The following is an 11,444-nucleotide window of genomic DNA, read 5'->3' as shown; positions in this document are numbered from 1 at the left end:
GCGTTGGGGTCGCGGGGGTCAGGCTCGGACACCATTTCCAGCACCAGACCGCCGGTGACGGGCGTGGCCTCCATCAGCTTCACCTCGACGCGACGGCCCAGGGTGAACCGCTTGCCGGTGCGCTCGCCGACCAGGGCGTGGGCGCGGTCGTCGTGGGTGAAATACTCGCTGCCCAGGGTCGAAACCGGCACCAGACCATCGGCGCCCGTCTCGTCCAGGCGCACGAACAGGCCGAAGCGGGTGACGCCGGTGATGCGGCCGCTGAAGGTCGCGCCGACGTGGTCTTCCAGGAAGGCGGCGATGTAGCGGTCCATGGCGTCGCGCTCTGCGGCCATGGAGCGGCGCTCGGTGCTCGTGACCTGCTCAGCGATAGCGGTCAGTTCGGCGATCTCGCGATCCGTCAGACCGTCCGAACCGAGGTTCAGGCCGCGGATCAGGCCGCGGTGGACGATCAGGTCGGAGTAGCGTCGGATCGGCGAGGTGAAGTGGGCGTAGCGGTCCAGGTGCAGACCGAAGTGGCCGACGTTGTCCGGCGAATAGACCGCCTGCATCTGGGTGCGCAGGACCACCTCGTTGACCACCTCGGCGTGGGGGCCGTCGCGAGTTTCGTCCAGCAGCTTGTTGAACCGCTTGGTGTTGGCCGGCTCGCCTTTGTTCCAGGGCTTGCCGATGGTGTGCAGGAAGTCGGCCAGGTTGAAGATCTTCTCCTGGCTGGGCGATTCGTGGACGCGGTAGATCAGCGGCGTGCGCGTCTTCTCCAGCGTCTCGGCGGCGCAGACGTTGGCCTGGATCATCATCTCTTCGATCAGGCGATGGGCCTCCAGCGACTTGCGCGGCTCGATGGCGGCGATGCCGCCGCCGGGAGCCATGATGACGCGGCGCTCGGGGCTTTCGATGGCCAGGGGGCTGCGGCGCTGGCGGCCCTTCAGCATGGTCGAATAGGCGTTCCACAGCGGATAGAGGATGGCGTCCATAATCGGACCCGTCACATCATCCTGCTGGCCGTCGATGGCGGACTGGGCCTGTTCGTAGCTGAGCTTGGCGTGGGACCGCATCAGGCCGCGCATGAACTTGTGCCCGGTCTTCTTGCCATCCTTGTCGAAGATCATCCGCACGGCCATGCAGGCGCGGTTCTCGCCCTGCTTCAGGCTGCACAGGCCGTTGGACAGGACCTCCGGCAGCATGGGCTCGACGCGGTCGGGGAAGTAGGTCGAGTTGCCCTTGTCCCGCGCCTCGCGGTCCAGCGCCGAGTTGGGACGGACGTAGGCGGCCACGTCGGCGATGGCGACCCAGACGATCCAGCCGCCCTCGTTCTTCGGGTCCTCGTCACGCTGGGCATAGACGGCGTCGTCGTGGTCGCGCGCGTCGGCCGGGTCGATGGTGATGAAGGGAACCTCGCGCAGGTCCTCGCGGCCCTTCAGCGTCGGCAGGGCCTGATCCTCGGCCTCGCGCTCCACCTGTTCCGAGAAGCCGGTCGGCAGGCCGTGGGCGTGGATGGCGATGATGGAGGCGGCGCGAGGATCATCCTCGCGGCCGATGGTCTCCAGGATCTTGCCGCGTTTCGGTCCGTGGCGATGGTCGCTCTTTTCGATCGAGGCCAGAACCAGATCGCCGTCGCGCAGTTCGCCCGCCACGGCGCTGGGGATCAGCAGCACGTCCTTGGAGCGCTTGTCCACCGGCTCGACGCGGGTCTCGCGCGCCGATTTGCGGATCACGCCTAGGACGCGGTTGGTCCCGGCGTCCAGCCGCTTGACCAGCCGGGCTTCCCAGCCCTCGGTCCCGCGCGAGAACTTGACCAGCAGACGGTCGCCCATGCCCGGCGCGGGCGTCTTGCCCTCGCGGTCCGGTAGCAGCAGGGCGCGCGGCGCGTCGTCGCCGCCCTTGACCAGTTCGACGTAGAGCTCGCCGTCCGCGTCGCGATCCACGACATCGGCCACGCCGACAGCGGGCAGGGCGCCGGCTTCGGAAAAGCCCTTGCGGCCGCGCTTGCCGAGGGCGCCTTCGGCCTCCAGCGTCTTCAGCATTTCGCGCAGCTGGCGGCGTTCGATCCCCTTCAATCCGAAGGCGCGGGCGATGTCGGCCTTCTCGGCCTCGCCGGCTTCGCGCAGGAAGGCGATCAGGGTGTCTCGGTCGGGCAGACCCGCGGCGGGGCGTTTGGGCGTCTTGGTCATTGCGTCCTTTGTAATGCGCTTCGGGGCAAATAGGTGAAAACTTGCGTGAGTTGACCGCGAGGGCGGCGACGCCCAGCTTTCGCCCCCGAACACGCCTTTCCCGGAGCCTTCCGCATGTCGATGTCCGACGTCCCCGTCCTGACCCGCCCCGTAGGCTCTCTGCTGGATCTGATCGGCAAGACGCCGATGGTCGAGGTGACGCGGATCGACACCGGCCCCTGCCGCTTGTTCCTGAAGCTGGAGAGCCAGAACCCCGGCGGCTCCATCAAGGACCGCATCGCCCTGTCGATGATCGAGGCGGCGGAAAACGCGGGCTGGCTGAAGCCGGGCGGCACCATCGTGGAAGCCACGGCGGGCAATACCGGCCTGGCCCTGACCCTGGTCGGCAAGCAGAAGGGCTATAAGGTCCTGTTGGTCATCCCCGACAAGATGTCGAAGGAGAAGATCCAGCACCTGCGGGCCATGGGCGCCGATGTGCGCCTGACCCGTTCGGACGTGCCGCACGGCCACCCGGAATACTATACCGACATGGCCGAGCGCCTGGCCCAGCAGATTCCAGGCGGCTATTTCGTCAACCAGTTCGCCAATGACGCCAACTCCGAGGCTCACTTCAAGACGACCGGCCCCGAGATCTTCGAGCAGATGGAGGGTCAAGTCGACGCCTTCGTCGCCGGCATTGGTTCGGGCGGCACCATCACCGGTATCGCCCGCTATCTGAAGGCCCAGGGCTCGCACGCCCAGATCATCCTGGCCGACCCGGTCGGTTCGGCCCTGGCGGGCCTGATCAACGAGGGCGTGGCCGGGCCGGACGGCAGCTATTCGGTCGAAGGCATCGGCCAGAACTTCATGCCCGAGACGGCTGATCCCGACCTGATCGACAAGGCCTATTCCATCCCGGACTCTGAGGCCATCGCCACGGTGCGCGACCTTCTGCTGAAGGAAGGCATTCTGGCGGGGTCATCGTCCGGCACCCTGATCGCTACGGCCCTGCGCTGGTGCCGCGAGCAGACCGAGCCGAAGCGGGTCGTGACCTTCGTGTGCGATACCGGGGCCAAGTATCTGTCCAAGGTCTATAATGACGCCTGGTTGGCCGATCAGGGCCTGACCCAGCGCGAACTGCACGGCGACCTGTCGGACCTGATCACGCGCAAATACGCCAACGGCGACGTGGTGGTGATCGGCCCCGACGACACTCTGGATACCGCCTTCAAGCGGATGAAGGGCGACGGCGTTTCGCAACTGCCGGTCATTCAGGACGGCCGCCTGGTCGGCATCCTGGACGAGAGCGACATCGTCCACATCATGAACACCGACGAGATCACGCGGAAGGAACGCTTCGCCAAGCCGGTGTCCTCGGCTATGACTCGCGATCTGGACACGCTGCAGGTGACGGAATCCCTGGACGCCCTGATCCCGATCTTCGACCGCGACCGCGTGGCCATCGTGCTGGATGGCGAGACCTTCGTCGGCCTGATCGCCCGTACCGACCTGATCAACCACCTCAGCCTGAACCGGTAAGCAAACGATGGAGATCACCCGTCGCCTAGCGCTGGGCGTGTTCGCAAGCCTGTCCATGGGGAGCCCAGCGTGGGCGCGACAAGCGCCTGGCGGTGTTCATCAGGCGGTTTATCGGACGCGGGGACTTGAGCGGCCGATTATCGTCATAGATCCGGTGACGAATACGGGGCCGATGAGTGGCGCGACCTTATTGCTCCTGCATGGCGCGGGCGGGCTTGCGGCTGATTTTCCGGTCTTTCTGGAGCATGGGTTGCGTCTTGCGGAGCGGGGCTACCGTATCGTCATGCCGGACTATTTCAGCGGCGCTCGCGACGCTGCCCAATCTGATGACCTGAGTTGGTGGCCCCAGGCGGTCGTTGATGCGACCGACTGGACTCTGGCCTTGCCGGGGGTCGATGCATCGCGCCTGGGCGCCATGGGCTATTCGCGCGGTGGCTATCTGGCCGCAGAGGTCGCCGTGCAGCAGACCCCCATCCGCGCCGTCGTCGGCGTGGCGTCTGCCGGCAATGTCAAGCCGAGGGAAATCGTGCGCCGGCCATCGGTAATGCTGATCCACGCCGCAGGCGACCCCGTCATTCCGCCCCATCGTACAAAGCGCTGGGCCCGAATTCTGAGCGAGCAGGGAGTGCCGGTCGAGACCGTCGTCCTGAATGTAAGACGCCATCATTTCCGTCCCGGCGAATGGACGGACATATTTGAACGCGCCGACGGCTTCTTTCGCCGGACGCTGATCCCCGAGGTTTGAACCCATCATGTCGTCGATCAAGAACAGCCAGGGTTTCTCGACCCGCGCCATCCATGCAGGCCAGAAGCCCGACCCGACCACGGGCGCGGTGATGACGCCGATCTACGCTACCTCGACCTACGCTCAGGAAAGCCCGGGCGTGAACAAGGGCTATGAGTATGCGCGGGGCAAGAATCCAACGCGCGAGGCCTTCGAGGCCTGCATCGCTGATCTGGAGGGCGGGGTTCAGGCCTTCGGCTTCGGTTCGGGCATGGCGGCGACCTCGACGGCGCTGGAACTGCTGGACGCCGGTTCGCACATCGTCACCGGCGACGACCTCTATGGCGGCTCGTGGCGGCTGTTCGAGCGGGTGCGGCGCCGGTCGATGGGGCTGGATTTCAGCTACATCGACCTGACCGACCTGGCGGCGGTCGAGGCGGCGATCACCGACAAGACGCGGATGCTGTGGGTCGAGACGCCCACCAACCCCCTGATGAAGCTGGCCGACATCGCGGCCCTGTCGAAGATCGCCAAGGCGCACAAGCTGATCCTGGTGGTCGATAACACCTTCGCCACGCCTTGGAGCCAGCAGCCGCTGGCGCTCGGCGCCGACGTGGTCATGCACTCGGCGACCAAGTACCTGAACGGTCACTCCGACATCGTCGCCGGGGTTCTGGTGGCCAGGGACGCCGAGATGGCGGCGCAGATCAAGTTCCTGCAGAACTCCATCGGCGGCGTCATGGGGCCGTTCGACGCCTTCCTGGCCAACCGGGGGCTGAAGACCCTGGGTCTGCGCATGAAGGCGCACAACGAGAACGCCATGGCTGTGGCGCGCTGGCTGGAAGACCGTGCCGACCAGAAGAATGGCGGCGTGGCCAAGGTCATCTATCCGGGGCTGATCAGCCACCCGCAGCACGAACTGGCGGCGCGCCAGATGAACGGGCGTTTCGGCGGCATGGTCACGGTGCTGATCGACGGCGATCTGGAGCGGACCAAGCGGGTGCTGGAGCGGGTGCGCGTCTTCACCCTGGCGGAGTCGCTGGGCGGGGTCGAAAGCCTGGTGAACCACCCGGCGATCATGACCCACGCCAGCGTGCCGAAAGAGGTGCGCGAGGCCGGCGGCGTCACCGACAACCTGATCCGTCTATCGGTCGGGGTCGAGGACGTGGAAGACCTGATCGCCGACCTGGATCAGGCCCTGAGCTGAAAAGCTCAGGTCTGAACTGAAGTCAGGCCGTCGTGTCGGGCAGGGCGGTCTGATGGCCCGTGACAGGCGCCAGCTTCTTCTTGGGCGCGGCGCGTTTGCGCACGACAACGGGTTTGGGCGCGGAGGCGATCTCGGCCAAGCGGGCGTCGATCAGCGGCAGGATGTCAGCGGCGGTCGTCACCTGGACGGCGGAGCCGTGCTCGACCAGGCGGGCGGCGTTGGCGCGCAGGGCCTTGAGGTCGGCTTCGTTCAGGGTCGGGATTTTATCGGCCAGGGAAGTCATGGGCGTCTCCAGATGGCGTCAGGGCCGGCGCGCATGCGGCCGGCCCCTCAGCGAATAGAAAGCGATCTCGGCGGCCTTACGGTCGCCGATCAGGGCTGAGATTAGTCAGCAGCCTGAAGGCGACCGGCGGATTCTTTACCGCTGCGGCTGTCGCGTTCGATTTCGTAGGAGATCTTCTGACCTTCGTTCAGCATGCCGAGCGACGAGGCTTCGACGGCCGTAGCGTGGACGAAAACGTCCTTGCCGCCGTCGTCAGGCTGGACGAAGCCGTAGCCCTTGGTGGAGTTGTACCATTTGACAGTGCCGGTAGCCATTTTCAGGACTCCCCGTTTGAGTAGCCACAGGAAGGATATCCTGGAGGCCTGTCGGGTCTGAATGGGATCGGCTTTGGACCTCGGTGCGCGATGCAAAGGGGCAGCAGCGTTTCGCAGAGAGATCGACAAGAAGAAGGTGGGCGCTTTGGAGCCCATTAGCAAGGGCGGGGCGTCATTTGAGTGAAACAGGCCGCCACAAACGAAAACGGCGGCGACAGCCGAAGCCGTCGCCGCCGTTCGAAATCCGCGCCGAATGAACGGCGCGAGAAATCAGCCTTCGGTCTTCAGTTGACCAGCCGATTCCTTGCCCGAGCGACGGTCGCGCTCGATTTCGTACGAAACCTTTTGGTTTTCGTCGAGGCCACGCAGGCCGGCAGCTTCGACAGCCGAGATGTGCACGAACACGTCTTTGCCGCCGTCATCGGGTTGGATGAAGCCGTAGCCCTTGGTGGAGTTAAACCATTTAACAGTGCCGGTAGCCATTTTCAGGACCTCCGCTAGTCGTTGGCCAAAAGGAACATCCCTTCGGCCTGTCGGGTCTGAATGGATCGGCTTAGTCCTCGGTGCGCAGAGCAAAGGGCAGCAGCGTTACGCAGAGAGATCGACAGGAAGAATATGGACGGACTTGGCGCCCAAATCAAGACCCTTGATGTCAGGCGTCCTCTTCTTCCTGATCCGCGGCGGCGGTTTCGGCGGGGCCGCCGACGTAGTGGGCCTGGCACAGCTTGCGCAGGGCGGCGGTGATGGTGCCGCCGTACAGGCTGTCCTGAATGCGATCATAGCCCTCGATCTGGAGGGCCTGTTTGACATCGCTGACGGTGCGGCAGGCGCCGCTCCCAGCCAGTTGATAAGCACGTTCTAAGGTCGTCGGACGGAAAGTCATGCCCACAAGGTAGGCCCTTTCCGCCGATTAGCCACCGATGATCGCCAGAAAGTCAGAAGGCGAAGTTGATCCCGGCCACCAGGGCCCCCTTGTACTGCTCGCCCGGAACGTCGGCGTCGGTGTCGTGCCAGCGCAGGTCCAGCTCGACCTTGGGCGTCAGGGCATAGGCGCCGCCGACGTTCCAGCCGGTGTAGTCCAGGCTGTTGTCCTGTTCGCGACGGCCGACCTCGGCGGAGACGTTCAGCTTGTCGGTGAAATCCCAGCCGCCGCGCAGGGCGACCCAGGTCCAGGCCTTGGTCGAGCCGGTGCCGTCGGGCGAGTGCTGCAACCGCAGGCGGGCGCTGGCCGGGCCGATCGAGCGCTTCATGTCGGCGGTGAATTCCCAGGCGTCGTTGTCATAGCCGGGGTCGGCGTCGAAGCGATTCTTGTGGGCGACGTTCAGGTCGAAGTCGAAGCCGGCGAACTCGGGACGGACGCCGGCGACCAGCTCGGACTCCAGCTTGGAGCCGCCGCCGTCGATGGTTTCCAGACCGCCCGAGCCATAGAAGAGGCCGCTGGCGCTTTCCCATTCCGCCGCGCCATAGGCGAAGGGGTTTCCGTCGGACTTGGACGCGGCCTTGGAGCGGTTGTCAGTCGCGGCGCCGGCCGAGAAGGACCATTTGCCCCCGCTCTGACCCGCATCCTGGGCGTGGGCTCCGGAGGCCAGCAGGACCAGGGGGGCGGCGGCGAGCAGGGCGGCGTTCGTCAGGGTGCGGAGCATGGGGGCCTCGTGAAAGCGACGATGCCGCTCCTAGAGGCGCTTCTTGTCGAATTTGTCACAGGCTTGCGAAAATTCATCCGTCAACCGCGCGACAAGCTGGGCCGTAGTGGGAATGTCGTGCACCGCGCCCGACCCCTGACCCGCTGACCAGACGGTCTTCCAGGCCTTGGCTTCCTCGCCCATGTCCAGCTTGTGTTCGGGCAGGGATTTCGGGTCGATCTTGTTCTCGACCAGAGACGGGGTCAGGAAGTTGGCCGGGATGCCCGAGACAGCGGGCGTATAGGTGATGTCGGCCGAGCCAGAGGCGACGATCAGGTCTTTGTAGTGCGGCTGCGCCTCGCTCTCGGTCGTGGCGATGAAGCGGGTGCCCATATAGGCGAAGTCGGCGCCCATCATCAGGGCTCCGGCCACGTCCTGACCCGTCGACAGACAGCCCGCTAGGATGATGGTCCCGTCATAGAAGCTGCGGACCTCGTTGATCAGGGCGAAGGGGTTCACGACCCCCGCATGGCCGCCCGCGCCGTTGGCGACCAGGATCAGGCCGTCGACGCCCGCCTCGGCGGCCTTTCTCGCATGGCGGACATTGGCGATGTCGTGGAAGACCACGCCGCCGTAGCCGTGGACCGCGTCCACCACGTCGCGCACGGCGCCGAGCGAGGTGATGATCAGCGGCACTTTTTCTTCCACCGAGACCATCATGTCGGCCATCAGGCGCGGATTGGTCGGGTGGACGATGTGGTTGACGCCATAGGCGGCGGCGTCAGGCTTCAGCCGCGACTTGATTTCTTGCAGCCAGTCCCGATAGCCCTCGGTCGTGCGCTGGTTCAGCGAGGGGAAGGTGCCGATCACGCCCGCATTGCAGGCCTCGACCACCAGATCCGGGCCGGACACCAGGAACATGGGCGAGGCGATGACCGGCAGCTTGAGGCCGGACTGCAGGGAAGCGGGAATGGCCACGGATCGTTTCCTCGGATGGTTTCTGCGGGTTGTTTTAAGGGACGCTAACCGGGTGTCGCGGGGGAAGGCAATCACGCTTTCCTCCCCATTCCATGGGGAGGTGGCGCGGGCGCGAAGCGCACGTGACGGAGGGGGCGGCTCGACTTAGCCCGCTGCGTCGCCCCCTCCACCGCTTCGCGGTCCCCCTCCCCATGAAATGGGGAGGAAAGAAAAACAGAGTCCAATTCGTCTGAAATCCCCCTCAGGCCCATCCGTCCACGACCCTCATCCTACCACACCGGGAAGGGGCGCCAGGTCGATTGTGGAAACGCTGCTGCCGGGTCAGGATTTTCTTTGGCGGTGCAAGCGCCTAAATGGCGGGCATGACGCACTATACCGACAGCCTGTCCCAGCTCGGCGCCCAGACCGCCGCCCCGACCAACCCGGAAGAGGCGGTGCTGGAGCGCGTGCCCAATCCGCACGCCGACACCCTCTATGTGGCGCGCTTCACCGCGCCCGAGTTCACCAGCCTGTGCCCGGTGACGGGCCAGCCCGACTTCGCCCACATCGTCATCGACTATGTGCCGGGCGACTGGCTGGTCGAGTCGAAGTCGCTGAAAATGTATCTGACCAGCTTCCGCAACCACGGCGCCTTCCACGAGGACTGCACCGTGGCCATCGGCAAGCGCCTGGCCGACCTGCTGCAACCGAAATGGCTGCGCATCGGCGGCTACTGGTACCCGCGCGGCGGCATCCCCATCGACGTCTTCTGGCAGACGGGCGCGCCCATCGAAGGCGTCTGGCTGCCTGATCAGGGCGTCGCGACCTATCGCGGGCGGGGGTGAAGGGGACTGTGCGTCTTAAGTCCCATCAACTCGCTGTCCGAGAATTTTCGCTGACAAAGCGCGATTACGACGGCGTCGATGAGGACGAGCGACTCCAATTTTTTATGCTTGCTCAGGTCTCAAATGAGATCGGGATGTTGCACGCAGTTTTGTTGCAGGCGCTGAATGGTTTGAAGCCACATTTGCCGAAAGCTATACGTGAGACGTCTCTCGGGATGGCGCTCTATATGGCTCGGCTCATGACTAACCGTATCTACGAAGGTTGGTCGGTTGCGTCTGCGCAGAAAACTGTAGCGCTCCTGAACTGTCTCTGGGAGAGCGTCCCCGAAAATCCCGCCAATGTTGAAATTTACGCACGCACGATGGAGGCTCGAGAGCGCCTCTCTGCTTATTTTGGCGTCACAGGAAATCTGATCACTAAGGTCCGAAATAAGCAGGCATCGCATATCGACCGAGCATCCTTTGCGGGGGCGTATGCTCTGGCACCTGACGATCTCGATATGACTGACTTTCACACTGGTATGGTCGGAACGACCTTTTTCGGTGGCGCAGATTCACTTCAGGCAATCGCAGTTGCACACCTAGCGGGCGGTTTGAGCCCAAATGAAGCAAGTGATCGCTTGTTTATGGAAGTGGTGCGGGTCGCTGAGGACCTGAAGACCTTCATTGACGGCTTCTCGGTTGCGTTCGTGATCGGAAGATTTGGGGCTCAGAAGTTGATGAAGGAGCCTAGAATTTTGAGCGATCTACCGAGCGCGCGTCGCGCTCGCGTGCACTACTTCATGACTTGAAAAGCTGAACCTGTGAGCGCCCCAATATCGCCCCCCCGTCTCCCGCTCGAAGCCTGGGGCCGCCGCTTGATGACCCGCGCGGAGGCGTGGGCGGATCGAGGGCGGTGGCGGGGGTATGCCTATGAGTTCCTGTGGTTCGGGCTGAAGCAGGGGTGGGCCTGTCTGTTCGGCGGGGCCATGCTGGTGCTGCTGGTGGGGACGCATCTGCTGTGGCCGGTCTTCTGGCCAGAAACAGGGATGGGCGGCGGGGCGCCGGTCGCGCGCTATGATGTTCTGGTGATCGGGGCGCTGATCATTCAGGGGCTGATGCTGGCCTTCCGGCTGGAGAGCTGGGAGGAGGCGCGGGTCATCTTCCTGTTCCATGTGGCCGGGACGATCATGGAGCTGTTCAAGACCTATCACGGGTCGTGGCTCTACCCTGAGGACTCGCTGTTGCGGATCGGGGCGGTGCCGCTGTTCTCGGGCTTCATGTATGCGGCGGTGGGCAGCTACATCGCGCGGGTGCAGCGCATCTTCCATATCCGGGTGCGGGGCTATCCGCCGCTGTGGACGACCTGGGTTCTGGCGGCGGCCATCTACGTCAACTTCTTCGCCCATCACTGGCTGCCGGACGTGCGGATCGCGCTGTTTGCGGCGACGGTGCTGCTGTTCAGGCGGGGCTGGTTCTACTTCACCGCAGACCGGCGGCGGCGGTCGATGCCGCTGCTTCTGGGCTATGGGCTGGTGGCCCTGTTCATCTGGTTCGCGGAGAACCTGGGGACGTTTGCGCGGGCCTGGGTTTATCCGGGGCAGGAGAGCGGATGGGAGATGGTCAGCCTGAACAAGCTGGGGGCGTGGTTTTTGCTGATGATCATCTCGGTGGTGCTGGTGTCGCTGGTGCATCGGCCGGAGGAGGAGCCCCGCTAAGGCGTCATCCCGGAAGCAGCGAAGCTGCTATCCGGGACCGCCGGAAAAGCTGAGGGCGGCGTCTTGGGCGGTCCCGGCTCTACGCTGCGCTTCGGCCGGGATGACG

At 64.7% G+C, this 11,444-nt stretch carries 13 protein-coding genes; 6 read left to right on the top strand and 7 right to left on the bottom strand.

Annotation, left to right across the window (positions count from 1 at the left end; all coding sequences use genetic code 11):
• On the bottom strand, positions 1-2,171 hold a 2,171-nt coding region (rnr, locus tag HX774_RS18550; protein ID WP_178828912.1), incomplete at its 3' end, for a ribonuclease R.
• 114 nt (positions 2,172-2,285) lie between these two features.
• Between rnr and HX774_RS18545 the strand changes: the two genes are divergently transcribed.
• The 3 genes from HX774_RS18545 to HX774_RS18535 are packed head-to-tail and all read left to right on the top strand — an operon-like array spanning position 2,286 to position 5,620.
• On the top strand, positions 2,286-3,689 hold the full coding sequence (locus HX774_RS18545) for a cystathionine beta-synthase (RefSeq protein WP_178828911.1): 1,404 nt from the start codon (positions 2,286-2,288) through the stop codon (positions 3,687-3,689).
• A gap of 7 nt (positions 3,690-3,696) precedes the next feature.
• Complete coding sequence (locus tag HX774_RS18540) at positions 3,697-4,434, top strand: dienelactone hydrolase family protein (RefSeq protein ID WP_178828910.1); 738 nt, start codon at positions 3,697-3,699, stop codon at positions 4,432-4,434.
• 7 nt (positions 4,435-4,441) lie between these two features.
• Positions 4,442-5,620, top strand: a complete 1,179-nt coding sequence (locus tag HX774_RS18535; RefSeq protein ID WP_178828909.1) for a cystathionine gamma-synthase — start codon at positions 4,442-4,444, stop codon at positions 5,618-5,620.
• Between the two features lie 22 nt (positions 5,621-5,642).
• Here HX774_RS18535 and HX774_RS18530 read toward each other — a convergent pair whose 3' ends face one another.
• From HX774_RS18530 to HX774_RS18505, 6 genes are all read right to left on the bottom strand, one after another.
• On the bottom strand, positions 5,643-5,903 hold the full coding sequence (locus HX774_RS18530; protein ID WP_178828908.1) for a hypothetical protein: 261 nt from the start codon (positions 5,901-5,903) through the stop codon (positions 5,643-5,645).
• Between the two features lie 101 nt (positions 5,904-6,004).
• The gene (locus HX774_RS18525; RefSeq protein ID WP_114816421.1) at positions 6,005-6,217 is read right to left on the bottom strand and encodes a cold-shock protein; all 213 of its coding nucleotides are present in this window, start codon (positions 6,215-6,217) and stop codon (positions 6,005-6,007) included.
• A 270-nt stretch (positions 6,218-6,487) separates the two neighbouring features.
• Positions 6,488-6,700 carry a cold-shock protein gene (locus tag HX774_RS18520; protein ID WP_003167329.1) on the bottom strand — a complete coding sequence of 71 codons (213 nt, stop codon included), beginning with the start codon at positions 6,698-6,700 and terminating at the stop codon, positions 6,488-6,490.
• Between the two features lie 169 nt (positions 6,701-6,869).
• Positions 6,870-7,100 carry a hypothetical protein gene (locus HX774_RS18515; RefSeq protein ID WP_178828907.1) on the bottom strand — a complete coding sequence of 77 codons (231 nt, stop codon included), beginning with the start codon at positions 7,098-7,100 and terminating at the stop codon, positions 6,870-6,872.
• 52 nt (positions 7,101-7,152) lie between these two features.
• Positions 7,153-7,860: a TorF family putative porin gene (locus tag HX774_RS18510; protein ID WP_178828906.1), complete on the bottom strand. Its 708-nt coding sequence runs from the start codon at positions 7,858-7,860 to the stop codon at positions 7,153-7,155.
• A 30-nt stretch (positions 7,861-7,890) separates the two neighbouring features.
• Positions 7,891-8,817, bottom strand: a complete 927-nt coding sequence (locus HX774_RS18505; protein ID WP_178828905.1) for a nitronate monooxygenase family protein — start codon at positions 8,815-8,817, stop codon at positions 7,891-7,893.
• A gap of 362 nt (positions 8,818-9,179) precedes the next feature.
• On the opposite strand from HX774_RS18505, the gene queF reads away from it, so the two are divergent.
• From queF to HX774_RS18490, 3 genes are all read left to right on the top strand, one after another.
• Positions 9,180-9,641, top strand: coding sequence for a preQ(1) synthase (gene queF / locus HX774_RS18500; protein ID WP_178828914.1), 462 nt, complete (start codon positions 9,180-9,182; stop codon positions 9,639-9,641).
• Positions 9,642-9,649: 8 nt separating this feature from the next.
• On the top strand, positions 9,650-10,432 hold the full coding sequence (locus HX774_RS18495) for a hypothetical protein (RefSeq protein WP_178828904.1): 783 nt from the start codon (positions 9,650-9,652) through the stop codon (positions 10,430-10,432).
• Between the two features lie 69 nt (positions 10,433-10,501).
• Positions 10,502-11,338 (top strand): DUF817 domain-containing protein, encoded by an 837-nt coding sequence (locus tag HX774_RS18490; protein ID WP_178828913.1) that lies wholly within the window; start codon positions 10,502-10,504, stop codon positions 11,336-11,338.
• The last annotated feature ends 106 nt before the right edge of the window (positions 11,339-11,444 follow it).

This window comes from Brevundimonas sp. P7753 (assembly GCF_013386595.1).
Taxonomy (GTDB): Bacteria; Pseudomonadota; Alphaproteobacteria; order Caulobacterales; family Caulobacteraceae; genus Brevundimonas; species Brevundimonas bullata.
The sequence above is the reverse complement of the archived record's forward strand: the minus strand, read 5'-3'. Positions and strand labels throughout refer to the sequence as shown.

Bases quoted from the DNA above. Each gene is read 5' to 3' on its own strand.
- HX774_RS18530 (WP_178828908.1), bottom strand. From the start codon at position 5,903: ATGACTTCCCTGGCCGATAAAATCCCGACCCTGAACGAAGCCGACCTC.
- HX774_RS18535 (WP_178828909.1), top strand. From the start codon at position 4,442: ATGTCGTCGATCAAGAACAGCCAGGGTTTCTCGACCCGCGCCATCCAT.
- HX774_RS18515 (WP_178828907.1), bottom strand. From the start codon at position 7,100: ATGACTTTCCGTCCGACGACCTTAGAACGTGCTTATCAACTGGCTGGG.
- HX774_RS18490 (WP_178828913.1), top strand. From the start codon at position 10,502: ATGACCCGCGCGGAGGCGTGGGCGGATCGAGGGCGGTGGCGGGGGTAT.
- HX774_RS18545 (WP_178828911.1), top strand. From the start codon at position 2,286: ATGTCGATGTCCGACGTCCCCGTCCTGACCCGCCCCGTAGGCTCTCTG.
- HX774_RS18525 (WP_114816421.1), bottom strand. From the start codon at position 6,217: ATGGCTACCGGCACTGTCAAATGGTACAACTCCACCAAGGGCTACGGC.
- HX774_RS18520 (WP_003167329.1), bottom strand. From the start codon at position 6,700: ATGGCTACCGGCACTGTTAAATGGTTTAACTCCACCAAGGGCTACGGC.
- queF (WP_178828914.1), top strand. From the start codon at position 9,180: ATGACGCACTATACCGACAGCCTGTCCCAGCTCGGCGCCCAGACCGCC.
- HX774_RS18510 (WP_178828906.1), bottom strand. From the start codon at position 7,860: ATGCTCCGCACCCTGACGAACGCCGCCCTGCTCGCCGCCGCCCCCCTG.
- HX774_RS18540 (WP_178828910.1), top strand. From the start codon at position 3,697: ATGGAGATCACCCGTCGCCTAGCGCTGGGCGTGTTCGCAAGCCTGTCC.